The following is a 14,926-nucleotide window of genomic DNA, read 5'->3' as shown; positions in this document are numbered from 1 at the left end:
GCCGGAGCCCGACCTCTGATCACCGCTTTCCGGCGGGGGAACCGGTCACCGCGGCCAGGTCACCACGTCGACGGAGTCGTACGCGTAGGGCGGCTCCTCCAGGGACCGGCCGGGGGACAACGGACGGGACTGCCTGCCGTCGAGGTCGATCAGGACGGCGACGCTGCCGGTGCGGTTGACCCAGGAGGAGACGTTGTCGGCGGTGGAACCGACTGATCGGGGCGGCATGAGACGCCTCCGATCAGTCGGTGAACGCCAGGCGCACGCCGAAGCCGACGATGACGACGCCGGTCAGCCGGTCGAGGAACCGCCGCACCCGGGGCGAGCGCAGGAACCCGCTCATCAGCGACGCGAACCAGATCAGCGCGACGCTCCACAGAAGCCCTTCGACCACGTGAACCCCGGCCAGCAGCAACCCCATGACCGCGTGCGGCGCCCCCTCCGGGATGAACTGCGGCAGCATGGCCACGTAGAAGACGCCGACCTTGGGATTGAGCAGGTTGGTCATCAGCCCGCGGCCGAACCCCTTCCCGAACCCGACCGCCTGCTGCTCGGGCAGCCCGTGCGCGTCCGCCCTGGTCAGGATCATGCGCAGGCCCATCCACACCAGGTAGGCCACACCCGCCCAGCGCAGCACCTGGTAGGCCGTCTCCGAGGCGGCCAGCAGCGCCGACAGCCCCGCCGCCGTGAGCACACCCCAGATCAGGGTGCCGAGCTGGATGCCCAGTGTCACGCCCCAGGCCGGCCTCCGGCCCGCCAGCAACGACGTCCGGAGGATGAGGGCCGTGTCGAGGCCCGGGGTCAGCGTGAGCAGGGCGACCACGGCGGCGAACGATAACACCGATCCCGCGATGTCCATGCTGTCAGGGTAGAAGGAGGAGTTTTCCTGTCGTACGGCGGGCCGCGAGGTCTTCGTGGGCCCGGCGCGCCTCGGCCAGCGGGTAGCGGCGCGAGACGTTGATCGGCAGCTGCCCCGCCGAGATCCACCCGAACAGGTCGGACGCGCGTTGCAGCAGCTCCTCGCGTTGCGCGATGTGGTGCGCGAGCGTGGGCCTGGTGAGGAAGAGCGAGCCCTTCCGGTTGAGCGTCTGGGGATCGAGCGGCGGGACCGGGCCGCTGGCGGCGCCGTACAGGGCCATGAGGCCGCGCGGCCGCAGCACCTCCAGGCCGCCGTCGAAGGTTGTCCTGCCGACCCCGTCGTACACGACGTCGATCTTGCCGCGCAGGGCGTCGGTGAAGTCGTCGTAGCGCAGCACCTCGTCGGCGCCCGCCTGCCTGGCCAGCTCGCCCTTCTCGTCGGTGGAGACCGTGGTGTACACCTTGGCGCCCTTGAGCTTGGCCAGCCGGATCAGCAACTGGCCCATGCCGCCCGCCCCGGCGTGAACGAGCACCTGGTCGCCCTCGCGCACCTCGTTCGTGGAGTGGGTGAGGTAGTGGGCCGTCATCCCCTGGAGCATCGCCGCCGCCGCGATGTCGGGCGGCACGCCATCGGGCACCGGCACCGCACGGGCCGCCGGCACCACCACCTTGCCGCTGTAACTCCCCATGACGTCGGCCCAGGCCACGGTCTCACCCACGGCGAGGTCACGCACCCCCGGCCCCACGGCCGAGACCGTGCCGGCGCCCTCCATGCCGATGGACGTGGGAAGGTCGAGCGGGTAGGCGCCGGAGCGATGGTAGATGTCGATGAAGTTGACCCCGGCGGCGGCGACGTCGACCACGACCTCGCCCTCACCCGGCACCGGGTCGGGACGCTCGGCGCATTCGAGAACCTCTGGGCCGCCCTGGGCGGAAACGACGATGCTGTGCATGCCCCTAGTCAACCCTTCACCGCCACTCCGGTTCCAACCGGCCCCGACCGTGCCGGGGCGATCCCTGCCCCAGGACTCCCCCTGGGAACGGCCCGCATACCGTGAGCCTCCACCCCGGCACCCGGACCGCCTGGTGGTCAGGTCGCCGTTCCGGACGGTACGCGGGCCAGGGCGCCCGCCTCCAAGGCCACCCAGATCGCCCCGTCGGGCCCGGCCGTCAGCCCGTGCGGCTCGCTCCTGCGTGCGCCGTCAGGCCCGTCCGGCAGGCGGGGGAGCGGATGGTGGTCGATGACGCCGTCGGTCGTGATGCGGCCGAGGCGGCCGGCGGCCCATTCGGTGAACCAGAGGGCGCCGTCGGGGCCGGTGATGATGGCGTGCGGGCGGGCCTCCCGGTCGGGAAGGGCGAATTCGCGGATGCCGCCCGCGGTGTCGATCCGTCCGATCTGGCCCGCGCCGATCTCCACGAACCACAGTGCGCCGTCGGGGCCCAGCGTGATGCCCACCGGTGCGCCGCCCTCCGTGGGGAGCGGGTGAACGGTCACCTTGCCCTCCATCGACACGCGGCCGATGGCGTTGCCCTGGTTGAGGGTGAACCAGAGGGCGTCGTCGGGCCCCGCCGTGAGGAACGCGGGCATGCCGCCCTCCACCGGCACCTCGCACGCGCTCAGCGTCCCGTCGGCCGCGACGCGCCCGATCCTGCCGCTCCGCATCTGGGTGAACCACATGGCGCCGTCCGGGCCCGCGACGATGCCGTAGGGGGAGTCGGCAGGGTACGCCGTCACCTGCCCGTCGGCGGTGATGCGGCAGACCCGGCCGCCCTTGCCCTCGGTGAACCACAGGGCCCCGCCGGGACCCGGCGCGATCACGGTCGGCTGGCCGTCGGCCGGGTCGAGCTGGTGGATCACCGGCTCCTGACCGGGCACCAGCCTCCCGACGCGCCCCTCGTGGACGAGCGTGAACCACAGGGCTCCGTCCGCCCCCGTCGTGATGCCGTACGGAGCGCCGGCGCTGATCATGGTCAACATATGGTTCCCCCCATGAGAATGATTTCGTCGCCCCGGAAACGCCGGGTGAGGGCTCGGTCGTGTGACACCACGACGAGCGTGCCGCCGTAGGCGTCGAGCGCCTGCTCCAGCTCCTCGGCCGGCACCGGCGACAGATGGTTGGTCGGCTCGTCGAGCAGCAGCAGGTCGTGTTCCCGCCCCGGCAGCGTGCTCGGCGATGGTCCGCAGCAGTGTGGACCTGCCCGAGCCGTTGTCGCCGACGACGCCCGCCCGTTCGCCGGGGCCCACGGACGCGTCGACGAGCACGGCGCGATCGCCGTAGGACTGGGAAACCTTGCGAAGGCTGATCAGGATGGAACTCCAATCGCAACTGATGTAGCTTTAGTGTGTCATGCGAGGGAGATTAATGCAACTGGAGTAGATTTTGCAGTCGAACAAGCGGCCGGGCGGGCGGAGCGCGCGCGTGCGCGACGCCGTACGCCGGGCGACGCTCGCCGAGCTGGGCGAGCACGGCTACGCGGGCTTGACGGTGGAGAACGTCGCCGAGCGTTCAGGGGTGCACAAGACGACGGTCTACCGCAGGTGGGGCAACGTCACGGGGCTCATCTCCGACGCTCTCGACCTGGCCGCCGACGAGCCGTGGCCGATCCCCGACACCGGCTCGATCGAGGGTGACCTGCGGGGCATCGTCCAGCTGGTGCGCAGCGGGTTCGACGATCCCGGGCTGGGGCCGGTCTCGTCGGCGTTCGTGGCGGCCGCCATGCAGAGCCCCGACGCGGCGCGTGCGCTGCACGCGTTCTTCGCGGCGCGGCACGAGCAGTCGGCCGAGGTGGTCAGGCGGGCGGTCACGCGGGGCGAGCTGCCGGGCCACGTCGACGTCCACGAGGTGATCAGGGTCGCGGTCGCCCCCGTCTACTACCGGCTGTTCGTCGCGCACGAGCCGGTGAGCGAGCAGGACGCCGCCCGCGCCGCCGACGCCGCGCTCGCCGCCGCCCGCGCCGGCGTCCTCTGAGCGAGGCCACGGGCGGAGTCCGTCCGCCGGTTCGAGGCGCGCGCTCAGGGCTCCTTCTGGGCGCGCAGCTCGAAGTCGTCGAACGCCGTCTTCAGCAGTGACGTGCCGTCCTTCGGCGTACGCGCGAACAACCCCACATGGCCGTTGCCGATCCCGTTGGGGTCGTCCACCTGGTGCACCCGCTGCTCGTTCACCCACATCGTCAGCCGCACCGTCGTCCCCCGCTGCTCGCACGACGCCACGATGCGGGCGGGCTTGCCGGGCAGCCCGCCGACCTGCACCGGCTGGGCCAGCGTGCCGCCGGCGCCGTCGAAGACGCGCCGGATCCTGGCCTGCCCCTTCGTGTCGACCCCGAACTCGTAGTAGGTGTCGTCCTCGGGGTTGTGGCAGTAGACGCCGTATTCACCGGCGCCCACCGCCTTCTTGACCTCGGAGGTGACGGCGACCACGACGGACGACGGCAACATCGGCGTGGGCGTGGCCGACGGGTCGGGCGTGCTCGTGGGCTCGGCGACGAGGAAGGGGATGGGCGCCTCCGCGTAGCGCTCCTCGTTGTACTCCTCCACGTCCAGCCCGTAGGTGCCGTCCGTGCGGTATCCGTAGCTGGAGCTCTGGTCCGGGTCGTAGGTGCCGTTCCAGCCGCCGGTGGTCTGCGTGAAGTCCTCGCGGTAGAGGACGCGCAGGTCGTCGGGCGGCCCGTCGGGGCCGAGCAGCGTCCACGCGGTCACCCCGCCGGCCACGACCAGCGCCGTGGCCGCCGCGATCCCCGCGATCAGCTTCCCGCGCCCTTTCGCCGCGCCCGGTCGCACGTCGGTGTGGGCGGTGGCGGCCTGCTGCCAGGTCACCTGTACGGTCTGCGCCGCCTGCTCGGGAGCGGCCGACCGCCCGACGAGGTGGTCGAGCAGCTGCTGCGCGGTCGGCCTGGCCGCCGGATCCTTGCGCAGCGCGGCTCCGACCAGCTCGCGCAGGCCGGGTTCTACGGCGTTGAGGTCGGGCTCGGTGTTGAGCACCTGGTAGACGATCGCCGGCAGCGTTTCGCCGCCGAAGGGCGCCCGCCCGCTGGCCGCGTACGCCACCAGGCAGCCCCACGAGAACACGTCGCAGGCCGGGGACACCGGCTCGCCCCGCAGCACCTCGGGAGCCATGTAGCGGGGCGTGCCGACCAGTTCGCCGGTCCCCGTGACGCCGCCGAGCGTGTCGAGCGCCCGCGCGATGCCGAAGTCGATCACCCGCGGGCCGACGGGCGACAGCAGCACGTTGGACGGCTTGAGGTCTCTGTGCACGACCCCGGCGCCGTGGATGGCGATGAGCGCGGTGGCGACGCTGACGGCCAGCGCGTCGAGGCTGGACCCGCGCAGGGGCCCTGAGCGGTGTACGGCCTCCTCGAGGTTGGGGCCCGGCACGTATTCGGTGACCACGTAGAGCTGGTCGCCGTCGAGCGCGGCCTCGATCACCGCGGCGGTGCAGAACCTGCGCACCCGCTGGGCCGCGTCGGCCTCCCGCCGGAACCGCATGCGGAACTGCTCGTGCTGGGTGAGTTCCGGGTTGATCACTTTGACGGCGACCCGCTGCCCGGTGGGATCCTCGGCAAGGTGGACCGTGCCCATCCCGCCTCGGCCCAGCACGCTCAGCAGCCGGTAGCGCCCGATCTTGGATGGTTCACCGCTCACGCCGCGCTAGCTTACCGATATCGGCCCCACTCGGCGCAGACCCGTACGGAACCCGCGTGGGCCGCGCGTACGCCGCCGCGGACCCCCGGCCCCCACGGGCCGGGCCGACCGGCGACAGACGCTGCGGCATGCTTCCCCCCGTACGGGGGAAGAGGGGCAGCCTCGGGGGCGGAGGTGAACGACTTGCGTTCCGGACGCTGAGAACATATGTTCGATAGGTAAGCGCCCGCCTTCCCCCGGGCGGCTCCACATGCAGACCAGAGCCGGCGGGGAGAAGCGTCTTGAGCAGACTCTATGGCGATCCGATAGAGGTGTGGACCAGAGACGGCGAGCCGACCCAGTTCGTCTGGCGCGACCGCCTCTATCTCGTGCGCCGGATCCTCGACCACTGGGTGGTCGCGCGCGAATGGTGGAAGACGAGCGAGGGCGATCCGGGCGAGCGCCGGTTCTGGCGGGTCGAGGCGGGCCCCGGCCGCGAGGCGGGCTCCTACGAGCTGCGCTACGACACCGCGGGCAACGGCTGGCTGCTGCTGAGGGCGTGGGACTGATGGCGCCCCCGTTCCCGCACCTCAACGTGTGCTCGGCCTACTCCATGCGCTACGGCACCGCCTTCCCGCGCGCGCTGGTGAGCCGGGCGGCCGAGCACGGCATGGACATCCTGGCGCTGACCGACCGCGACGGGCTCTACGGCGCGATCAAACACGTCCAGGCGTGCGCGGAGGCCGGCATCGCGCCGGTGCTCGGCGTGAACCTCGCGCTCGACGTCCCGGCGCCCAGCCTGCTGCCAGGGCTGCCGCCGCCCCGCCGCCCCCGGACCGGCCCCGGCGCGGAGGACCGCGTCACGGTGCTGGCCCGCGGGGGCGGCTGGTCCCGCCTGTGCCGCCTGGTCACGGCCGCCCATCACGCCGGTGAGCGGGGCGAGCCCAGGCTGACCCGCGAGCTGGCCGGCGAGTGGGCGGGCGGGCCCGGCGGCGAGCACGGGTTCGGCGCCGACGACGGGCTCGTGGTGCTGCTCGGCCCGAGGTCCGACGTGGGCCGCGCGGTGGCGGAACGCCGCGACGAGCAGGCCAGGACGCTGCTCGGCCTGTGGCGGGCCGCGGTGCCCGGCGTGGTGATCGAGCTGGTCGACCAGTACGGCTTCCGTGACGCCATCACGGCCGTGCGCATGCTCGCGCTGGCCGAGTCCATGGGCGTGCCGGCCGTGCTGACCAACGCCACCCGCTACCTCGACCCGGCCGACCACCAGGTCGGCGACGTGCTCGACGCGGCCCGCCAGCTCGTCCCGCTGCACCCTCGCCACCTCGACCGCACCACCTCGCACGCCTACCTCAAGAGCGGCAAGGAGATGAGGCAGGTCGCGGCCAAGGTCTGCGGCGCCGACCAGGAGCGGGTGGCGAAGCTGCTGTTCACCACCAGGCGGCTGGCCGAGGCGTGCGCGATCGACCCCCGCAGGCTGCTCGCGCTCCGGAACGACCCGCCCGACCTGCACCTGCCCGAGATCGGCCGTGACCCGGTGCCGCTGCTGCGTCACCGGCTCGAGGACGGCCTGCTCGCGCGCGGCCTCGACCGTTCGGCCGACGCCAGGCTGCGCCTCCAGGACGAGCTGGCCATCATCGAGAAGAAGCGGCTGTCCGGATATTTCATCGCCGTGGCCGGCATCACCGACATGATCCGCGGCATGGGCGTCCGCTGCGCCATCCGCGGCTCCGGAGCGGGCAGCCTGGTCAACTACCTCATCGGCATCGGCGAGGTCAACCCGCTCGATCACGGCCTGCTCATGGAACGTTTCCTGTCGGAGGGCCGCATCGGGCTGCCCGACATCGACATCGACGTCGAGTCGGCCCGCCGCCTCGACTGCTACAAGGCCGTCTTCGAGCGCTACGGCGAGGCGCGCGTGGCCTGCGTGTCCATGATGGAGACCTACCGGGCGCGCAGCGCCATCCGCGACGTCGCCGGCGCGATGGGTCTGCCGCCGCACGAGATCGACGCCATCGCCAAGGCGTTCCCGCACATCAGGGCCAAGCAGATCACCGCGTCGCTGAACGACCTGCCCGAGCTGCGCGAGAGCCGGCTCGGCGACGCGGGGCTGGAGCGGGTGTTCCGGCTGGCGGAGAAGCTCGACGGCCTGCCCAGGCACATCGCGCTGCACCCGTGCGGCGTGCTGGTCGGCAACGCGGGGCTGCGCGACAGGACGCCGGTGGAGCGCAGCCTGCTGGAGTTCCCGATGTCGCAGTTCGACAAAGAGGACGTCGAGGAGGCCGGACTGCTCAAGCTCGACGTGCTGGGCGTGCGGATGCAGTCGGCGCTGGCGTACGCGCTGGGCGAGATCAAGCGGGTCGACGACGTCGTGGTCGAGCTGGACACCCAGCAGGGGGACGACCCGGAGACCCAGTACGTCCCCCACGACGACCAGGACACCTACGACATGATCAGCGCCGGCCGCACCCTCGGCTGCTTCCAGATCGAGTCGCCCGGCCAGCGCGAGCTGGTCGCCAAGCTGGAGCCGCGCAGGATGCACGACCTGATCGTGGACATCTCGCTGTTCCGCCCTGGTCCGGTCAACTCCGACATGGTCACCCCCTACCTGGAGGCCAGGCACGGGTGGCGCAAGCCGTACTACCCCCACGAGAGGCTGAGGGAGGCGCTGAAGGAGACGCACGGCGTCGTGGTGTTCCACGAGCAGGTGCTCAGGATCATCTCGGAGATGACCGGGCGCGACCTGTCGTTCGCCGAGCTGCTGCGGCGCACCCTGGACACCCCGGAGGGGCGCGAGCGGGTACGCAGGACGTTCGTGCCCATGGCCAGGGCCAACGGTTTCGGCGACGCGGCCGTCGAACGCGCCTGGAAGGTGCTGGACGCGTTCGGGGCGTTCGGGTTCTGCAAGGCGCACGCGGCGGCGTTCGCGCTGCCCACCTACCAGTCGGCCTGGCTGAAGCGGCACCACACGGCGGCGTTCTTCGCCGGCGTGCTCACGCACGAGCCCGGCATGTACCCACCGCGCGTCATCATCGACGAGGCCAGGCAGTGCGGCATCAAGATTCTTCAGCTCGACGTCAACAAGTCGGGCAAGGACTGGCAGGTCGAGCGGCTCGGGCCGCGCGTGCGGGTGCGCGTGCGCCCGTCCGAGCTGGGCGACGGCCCGGCCGGGCGGCGCGGCTTCCGCCAGGAGGAGATCGGCAAGGGGTACGCGTTGCGGGTGCCGTTCTCGGCGGTCAAGGGGGTGAGCGAGGCGGAGGTCGAGCGCATGGTCGCCGGGCAGCCGTACACCTCGCTGGCCGACTTCTGGGACCGCGCCCGGCCCTCCCGGCCCACGATCGAGCGGATCGTCCAGGTCGGCGGCCTGGACGCGCTCCACGACCTGCACCCGGGCGGGCCCCGCTGGCGTCCTGGCGAGCTGACCCGCCGCGACCTGATCGCCCAGGTCGGAGCGCTCGACCGGGCTTCGGGGACCGGGGTGCGGGCCGGCCCGCGCAGGTCCAGGCGCTACGCGCCCCCGCCCTCCCGGGAGGAACATCCGTCCGTGCAGCTCCCGCTCGGCTTCGGCGAGCACCTCCCGCCGGGCGAGCTGCCCGAGATGACGGAGACGGAGATGGTCGAGGCCGAGCTGGAGATCCTCGGCATCGACGTCAGCCGGCACGTCATCAGCTTCCACGACGAACTGCTCGACGCGCTCGGAGTGGTACGTTCCAGAGACCTCCTCGGCCGGCGCAACGGCACGGAGGTGCTGGTCGCGGGCGTCAAGGTGGCGACGCAGACGCCCGCCGTGCGCTCGGGCCGGCGGGTCATCTTCGCCACGCTCGACGATTCGACGGGGCCGGTCGACCTGACGTTCTTCGAGTCGGTGCAGGGGCGGTACGCCTCGATCGTGTTCGGCTCGTGGCTCATGCTGGCCAGGGGAGTGGTCAGGCGCACGGGCACGCGGGCGGTGTCGGTGCGCGCGCTCGACTGCTGGAACCTGGTGGATCTCGACGCGCTCCGGCGCTCCCAGGGCATCGAGGCGGTCCGCGCCGCCATCACCCAGACTCAGGAGGACCTCGCGGGGGTCGGAGGCCGCGCCATCGAATATCCCAACGGGTTCAGGCTCTCGCCCTACTCCGACATCGGCCCCGCCGTCACCGAACCGCCCAGGCGGCTCTGGCATGCCAGCCCGGGCAGCTCAGGCCCCACCGCCGCCTGAATCACTGAGCGCACCGCGGGAACGCGTCCCTTCCTCACGGGAACCACGCGCAGGTGCGGTGACCTAGCCGGCGCGTCCGATCGGAGTGGAGCCCGGGGCCGGGCGCGGCTCGGGGGCGAAGGCGCGTACGGTGCCGAGCTCCGCCTGCCGGGGTGCCCGGGAGCCCCGCTGGAGCCGGGTCAGCTCGCGTACGGTGGCCGCGCACAGCAGGGCCGCCAGCGCCGAGCAGGTCAGCTCCAGCAGGCCCACCCCCGTCAGGTCGAGCTCCGACGAGCCGAGCGGCAGTCGCACGGTGACCAGCGTCAGCATGGCCAGCCAGCTCACCCACCAGCCGGTCAGCAGCGCCAGCCACCGGCCGCGGCGGCCCGCGGGCGGCCGGGCGCCGCGCCACACCTCGTCGACCAGCACGGCCGGGGCGATCAGGTTGACGCCCGGGATCAGCCAGGCGGCCGCCACGGGGCCGGTCGCGGCCGAGCGGTCGTTGGCCTGCCTGGCCCGCACGAGCCAGGTCACGTAGGCGGCGGCGACCGCGACGGAGGTGCCCGCCACCAGCATCATCAGCACCGCGAACACCGTCACCGCCCCGACAACGGCCTCCGCGTCGGCCCCTGTGGGCCGGCCGCCGAACGCGGCGAGCTGCACGGCGAGGTCGCGGCCCCGCGCCTGCTCGAAGATCACGAGAGCGCCGGTGGAAAGGACCTGGGCGACCAGAGTCACGTGTACGGCGAGGGCGGCTCTCGCGGGCGATGCCTGGGTGTGGCGCACGTTGTTCTCCCATGGCCATGCGCTGAGGTTCTGACTCACTTGTATCCCGTGAGCCCTCCTGTTAATCAGCTCACCACACCGGATTCCCACGCCCACGCCGCGATCTCCACCCGGTTCCTGACTCCCAGCTTGGCGAAGATGCTGCCGAGGTGCGTCTTGACCGTAGACAGCGACACGAACAACTCCGCGGCCACCTCCTGATTGGTGCGGCCCCTGGCGATCAGGCGTACGACGTCCAGCTCGCGATCGGTCAGCGGATCGTTCACCGGAGCCGGGGCACGCCGGGGCTGGGCCACGTGCTGGAGCAGCCGTACGGTCACCGACGGCGACACCAGCGCGTCGCCCGCCGCCGCGGCCCTGACGGCCTCGATCAGCAACGTGGGCCCGCTGTCCTTGAGCAGGAACCCCGTCGCGCCTGAGCGCAGGGCTCCATAGACGTACTCGTCCAGGTCGAAGGTGGTGACGATGACGACCCGGAACGGGTTCTCGACCCCCGGCCCCGCCAGGACCCGGGTCACCTCCAGGCCGTCGAGCTTGGGCATCCTGATGTCGAGCAGGCACACGTCGGGCCTGAGCCGGCGGGCCTGCGCCACGGCCTCGGCGCCGTCGGCCACCGCGGCCACGACCTCAATGTCCGGCTGCGCGTCCAGAATCATCTGGAAGCCGGTGCGTACCAGTTGCTGATCGTCGGCGACGAGAACCCGAATAGTCACGCCCCAACTTTAGAGATCGGCCGTTCGGCCGATGCGGTTCTGGCCGCCCGGCCGATCCGCCGCACCCCCGGCGGCCCCGAGGCTGGACCTCATGAACGACGTGCTTGTTGGACGAGGCCTGGCCAAGAGGTTCGGGCAGACGGTCGCCCTGGGCGGTGTGGACATCGCGGTGCGCGCCGGCGAAGCCGTGGCGATCATGGGCCCGAGCGGCTCGGGCAAGTCGACGCTGCTGCACTGCCTGGCCGGGATCATGAAGCCGGACGCGGGCGAGGTGCACCTGCTCGGCCGGCGCATCGACACCATGTCCGAGCGCAGGCGCAGCGCGCTGCGCCGCACCCGCTTCGGCTTCGTCTTCCAGTTCGGCCAGCTCCTGCCCGAGCTGCCCGCGGAGGAGAACGTGGCGCTCCCGCTCATGCTGGACGGGGTGCCGCGAGCGCAGGCCGTGCGCCGGGCGCGCGAGTGGTTCGCGCCGCTCGGCCTGCAGTCCATGGAGGGCAGGCGGCCCGGCGAGCTGTCCGGCGGCCAGGCGCAGCGGGTGGCCATCGCCAGGGCGCTGGTGAGCCGCCCGGCCGTGGTGTTCGCGGACGAACCCACGGGGGCGCTCGACCAGCGGACAGGGCACGACACGATGCGGCTGCTCGCGGAGGCGACCAAGCACAACGACGCGTCCCTGATCGTCGTCACCCACGACCCGGAGGTGGCCGCGTGGTGCGACCGCGCGGCCGAGGTCCGCGACGGCCTGATCGTGCCGAGCGGGGTGCGCGCGTGAACCTCGCACTGACCTGGCGGCTGCTGAAGGGCGGCGGCAAGGGGATGCTCGGCACCTGGCTCACCCTGGCCGCCGTCGCCGTGTCCACGGCGCTGCTGCTGTTCGCCGTGGCCGCGAACTTCGCCTTCGAGGCCAGGGGCGAGCGCGGCGCCTGGCGCAACCCGGTGCCCGCGGCGTCCGGCGCGGTGGCCGTCCAGGCGGCCCGCTACGACTACGTACGCGACCAGGCGATCACCGTCGTCGACCTGGCCGCGCTCGGCCGGGCGCCCGCCCCGCCCGGCATGCCGCGGTTCCCCGCCCCCGGCGAGGTGTGGCTCTCGCCCGCGCTGGCCGAGCTGGCCGCGCGACTGCCCGCGGCCGAGCTCGCCGACCGCTACCCCGATCCCGCGGGGGTGCTCGGCGACGAGGCGCTGATCCATTCGGACGAACTCGTCGCCGTCGTCGGCCACGAACCCGGCGCGCCCGCGCTGACCGCGAAACGCAGCGACGACTGGGTCATCTCCAAGCCGCCCGCCAAGGTGGCCGATCTGGCGGGCGCGCCGAGCGAGGACTCGCAGGCGTACCGGGTGCTCGCGCTCATCGCGAGCGTGCTCATGGTGGTGCCGCTGCTGGTGTTCGGCGGCGCCGCGGCCAGGCTCACGGTGGCCCGGCGCGACCAGCGGCTGGCCGCGCTGCGGCTGGTCGGCGCGACGCCGGGCCAGGTCGTCGCCATGACCGTGGCCGAGGCGATGATCGTGGCGCTGGCCGGCGCGCTCGTGGGGACGGTCGCGTTCGCCGTGGCCGTGCCGCTGCTGGCGGGCATCGAGATGCAGGGCGGCCCCTGGTTCGCCGCCGACCTGTTCCCCGGTCCGCTGGTCCTGGCCGCGGTTTTGGTGGCGGTGCCGCTGCTGGTGGGTCTGTCCGCGGTGATCGGGCTGCGGCGCGTCGTGGTGAGCCCGCTCGGCGTGGCCAGGCGGGAGACCCCGCCCGCCATGCGGTTCGTACGGGTGCTCGCACTGCTGGCGGTGCTGGCCGTGTTCCCGATGCTGACCAGGGGCTCCAGCGTCACGGTCATCGCCGTGGCGCTCGGGCTGGCGTTCCTCTGCGTCAACCTGGCCGGGCCCTGGGTGGTGGGGATGATCGGCAGGATCACGGCCGCGAGCGCGCGGAGGCCGGCCCGGCTGCTGGCGGGCCGGCGGCTGGTGGACGACCCGCGCTCGGCCTGGCGCACGGTGGGCGGCGTGGCGCTGACCGGATTCGTGGCGGGCTTCCTCGGCCTGCTCAGCCCGGGGGCGTTCGAGGGCGAGACCGGGCCGCCCCAGCTCCGGGTCACCGCGCCCGCCGGACAGATGACGAAGGTGACCGGACAGGCGCGCGAGCGGCTGGAGCGGGCGAAGGTGACGGCCACCGTGGAGGCGTCGGACCAGGTCGTCGTCGCCGCTCTGGGCAGCTCCGCCGACGCCGCCGCCGTCGACCGGGCGCGCACCGCGCTCGCCGGGCTCGTCCCCGGCCGCACCCCCACGACGAAGACGGACGACCAGCGCTTCGGCGTGCAGATCCTGGCCGACGTCCGCGTGGGCACGATCGTCGTGCTGTCGGTGTCGTTCCTGGTGGCCATCGCCAGCGCGGGCATCACGGCCGCGTCGGCGATCCTGGACCGGCGGCGGACGTACGGGCTGCTGCGCCTGGCGGGCACGCCGCTGGAGGTGCTCGACAAGGCCCGCCGCGCCGAGACGCTCATCCCGCTGGCCGTGATGGGCGGCGGCGCGATCCTGGTGGGGGTGTTCTGCGCGACGCCGTTCATGCTCGGCGGGATCAGCACGGTGGGCGCGGTCACGCTGCTCGCCTGCGTCGTGGCCGGCTTCGCCGGCGTGTTGGGGGCAGGCGCGCTGAGCAGGCCGCTGCTGCGGTCGGTGACCACCGACCCGGCGCCGCGCCCCGACTGACCGGCGTGCGGGGCTCAGCCCAGCACGAGGTCGCGCACCAGCTTCAGCGAGGGCTCGTCACGCGGGCCCATGACCAGCAGGCTCGTGACGGGGCTGGCGTGCCAGAGCTCCAGGCGTTCCTTGATCCGGCCGGGCGGGCCGACGAGCGAGATGCCGTCGGCCAGCTCGTCCGGGATCGCACGGAACGCCTCGTCCTTCTTTCCGGCCAGGTAGAGCGACTGGATGTGCTCGGCGGCCTCGGCGTAGCCCATCCTGCCGATGATGTCGGCGTGGAAGTTGCGCTGCTTCGCCCCCATGCCGCCGATGTAGAGGGTCAGCATCATCTTCACGCCGTCCAGCGCGGAGCGCACGTCGTCGGAGATCGCCACCATCACCATGGCCGCCACGTCGAAGCCCGCGGGCGCGTCCGCGAGTGACGCGCCGTACATCTCCTCGATCTTGGAGGGGAACGCGAACAGCGGAAGCCAGCCCTGGGCGATCTCGGCGGCCAGCGCGACGTTCTTCGGGCCCTCCGCCCCGAGGTAGACGGGGATGTCGGGGCGGAGCGGATGGGTGATGAGCTTGAGCGGCTTGCCCAGCCCGCCCGCGAGCGGGAGCGGGTAGTGCGGGCCGTCGCTGGTGACCGGCTCCTCGCGGCGCCACACCTTGCGCATGATCTCGACGTATTCGCGGGTCCTGGCCAGAGGCTTGGCGAACGGGCTGCCGTACCAGCCCTCCACGACCTGCGGGCCGGACGCGCCCACGCCCAGCAGTAGCCGGCCGCCGGTGAGGTGGTCGAGAGTCATCGCCGTCATCGCGGTCGTGACGGGCGGCCTGGCCGAGATCTGGGCGATGGAGGTGCCCAGTTTGATGCGGCTGGTGCGCGCGCCGTACCAGGCCAGCGGGGTAAAGACGTCGCTGCCGTACGCCTCCGCGGTCCACACCGAGTCGTAGCCGAGCCGCTCGGCGGCGAGCACCGACTCCGTTGCGTCGTCGGCGTCGCGCTGCCAGTAACCGAGATTCAGGCCGAGCTTCATGATCCACCTCCGGAGGTAGATTCCATTACCCCCGCGGTCCCCTTCAGTGTCAATGCACATCTCG

The 14,926-nt window shown here is 72.6% G+C and carries 13 protein-coding genes and 1 pseudogene; 5 read left to right on the top strand and 9 right to left on the bottom strand.

All coding sequences use genetic code 11. The annotated features are described in order from the left end of the window. Window positions 1-45: 45 nt before the first annotated feature. The 5 genes and pseudogenes from E1267_RS26395 to E1267_RS46620 all read right to left on the bottom strand — a co-directional run. Window positions 46-228 (bottom strand): hypothetical protein, encoded by a 183-nt coding sequence (locus tag E1267_RS26395; protein WP_132336024.1) that lies wholly within the window; start codon window positions 226-228, stop codon window positions 46-48. Window positions 229-241: 13 nt separating this feature from the next. Further along, a complete protein-coding gene (locus E1267_RS26390; RefSeq protein WP_132336022.1) occupies window positions 242-859 on the bottom strand; it encodes a LysE family translocator in 618 nt (205 codons plus the stop codon). Window positions 860-863: 4 nt separating this feature from the next. Beyond that, window positions 864-1,811 carry a quinone oxidoreductase family protein gene (locus E1267_RS26385; protein ID WP_132336020.1) on the bottom strand — a complete coding sequence of 316 codons (948 nt, stop codon included), beginning with the start codon at window positions 1,809-1,811 and terminating at the stop codon, window positions 864-866. Between the two features lie 137 nt (window positions 1,812-1,948). Next, the gene (locus E1267_RS26380) at window positions 1,949-2,836 is read right to left on the bottom strand and encodes a virginiamycin B lyase family protein (RefSeq protein WP_165959791.1); all 888 of its coding nucleotides are present in this window, start codon (window positions 2,834-2,836) and stop codon (window positions 1,949-1,951) included. Next, window positions 2,830-3,003, bottom strand: a pseudogene (locus E1267_RS46620) (tylosin resistance protein TlrC); the annotation flags it as partial. The gene E1267_RS26380 and the pseudogene E1267_RS46620, both read right to left, overlap by 7 nt. A 236-nt stretch (window positions 3,004-3,239) precedes the next feature. Here E1267_RS46620 and E1267_RS26375 point away from each other — a divergent pair. Further along, a complete protein-coding gene (locus E1267_RS26375; RefSeq protein ID WP_342774884.1) occupies window positions 3,240-3,827 on the top strand; it encodes a TetR/AcrR family transcriptional regulator in 588 nt (195 codons plus the stop codon). A 44-nt stretch (window positions 3,828-3,871) separates the two neighbouring features. Here the strand turns inward: E1267_RS26375 and E1267_RS26370 are convergent, their stop codons facing one another. Beyond that, window positions 3,872-5,497 carry a serine/threonine-protein kinase gene (locus E1267_RS26370; RefSeq protein ID WP_246064273.1) on the bottom strand — a complete coding sequence of 542 codons (1,626 nt, stop codon included), beginning with the start codon at window positions 5,495-5,497 and terminating at the stop codon, window positions 3,872-3,874. Window positions 5,498-5,778: 281 nt separating this feature from the next. Between E1267_RS26370 and E1267_RS26365 the strand changes: the two genes are divergently transcribed. Then, on the top strand, window positions 5,779-6,045 hold the full coding sequence (locus tag E1267_RS26365; RefSeq protein WP_132336018.1) for a DUF6504 family protein: 267 nt from the start codon (window positions 5,779-5,781) through the stop codon (window positions 6,043-6,045). Further along, on the top strand, window positions 6,045-9,674 hold the full coding sequence (locus E1267_RS26360) for a DNA polymerase III subunit alpha (RefSeq protein WP_181957843.1): 3,630 nt from the start codon (window positions 6,045-6,047) through the stop codon (window positions 9,672-9,674). Before E1267_RS26365 ends, E1267_RS26360 begins: the two co-directional genes overlap by 1 nt. A 63-nt stretch (window positions 9,675-9,737) precedes the next feature. Here the strand turns inward: E1267_RS26360 and E1267_RS26355 are convergent, their stop codons facing one another. Together E1267_RS26355 and E1267_RS26350 are read right to left on the bottom strand one after the other, a co-directional pair. Further along, complete coding sequence (locus E1267_RS26355) at window positions 9,738-10,439, bottom strand: DUF4328 domain-containing protein (RefSeq protein ID WP_246064272.1); 702 nt, start codon at window positions 10,437-10,439, stop codon at window positions 9,738-9,740. A gap of 65 nt (window positions 10,440-10,504) precedes the next feature. Next, window positions 10,505-11,152: a response regulator gene (locus tag E1267_RS26350; RefSeq protein WP_132336014.1), complete on the bottom strand. Its 648-nt coding sequence runs from the start codon at window positions 11,150-11,152 to the stop codon at window positions 10,505-10,507. Between the two features lie 91 nt (window positions 11,153-11,243). Here E1267_RS26350 and E1267_RS26345 point away from each other — a divergent pair, with 91 nt between their 5' ends. Further along, window positions 11,244-11,921, top strand: coding sequence for an ABC transporter ATP-binding protein (locus E1267_RS26345; protein ID WP_132336012.1), 678 nt, complete (start codon window positions 11,244-11,246; stop codon window positions 11,919-11,921). After that, entirely contained in the window at window positions 11,918-13,846 is a 1,929-nt protein-coding gene (locus E1267_RS26340; RefSeq protein ID WP_132336010.1) for an FtsX-like permease family protein, read from the top strand. The genes E1267_RS26345 and E1267_RS26340 overlap by 4 nt, the downstream gene beginning before the upstream one ends. 14 nt (window positions 13,847-13,860) lie before the next feature. Here E1267_RS26340 and E1267_RS26335 read toward each other — a convergent pair whose 3' ends face one another. After that, on the bottom strand, window positions 13,861-14,862 hold the full coding sequence (locus E1267_RS26335) for an LLM class F420-dependent oxidoreductase (protein WP_132336008.1): 1,002 nt from the start codon (window positions 14,860-14,862) through the stop codon (window positions 13,861-13,863). Window positions 14,863-14,926 lie beyond the last annotated feature (64 nt).

The organism is Nonomuraea longispora, from assembly GCF_004348345.1.
GTDB classification, from domain to species: domain Bacteria; phylum Actinomycetota; class Actinomycetes; order Streptosporangiales; family Streptosporangiaceae; genus Nonomuraea; species Nonomuraea longispora.
This window is presented reverse-complemented; position numbering and strand designations above follow the sequence as displayed.

Bases quoted from the DNA above. Each gene is read 5' to 3' on its own strand.
- E1267_RS26390 (WP_132336022.1), bottom strand. From the start codon at position 859: ATGGACATCGCGGGATCGGTGTTATCGTTCGCCGCCGTGGTCGCCCTG.
- E1267_RS26395 (WP_132336024.1), bottom strand. From the start codon at position 228: ATGCCGCCCCGATCAGTCGGTTCCACCGCCGACAACGTCTCCTCCTGG.
- E1267_RS26345 (WP_132336012.1), top strand. From the start codon at position 11,244: ATGAACGACGTGCTTGTTGGACGAGGCCTGGCCAAGAGGTTCGGGCAG.
- E1267_RS26385 (WP_132336020.1), bottom strand. From the start codon at position 1,811: ATGCACAGCATCGTCGTTTCCGCCCAGGGCGGCCCAGAGGTTCTCGAA.
- E1267_RS26380 (WP_165959791.1), bottom strand. From the start codon at position 2,836: ATGTTGACCATGATCAGCGCCGGCGCTCCGTACGGCATCACGACGGGG.
- E1267_RS26335 (WP_132336008.1), bottom strand. From the start codon at position 14,862: ATGAAGCTCGGCCTGAATCTCGGTTACTGGCAGCGCGACGCCGACGAC.
- E1267_RS26360 (WP_181957843.1), top strand. From the start codon at position 6,045: ATGGCGCCCCCGTTCCCGCACCTCAACGTGTGCTCGGCCTACTCCATG.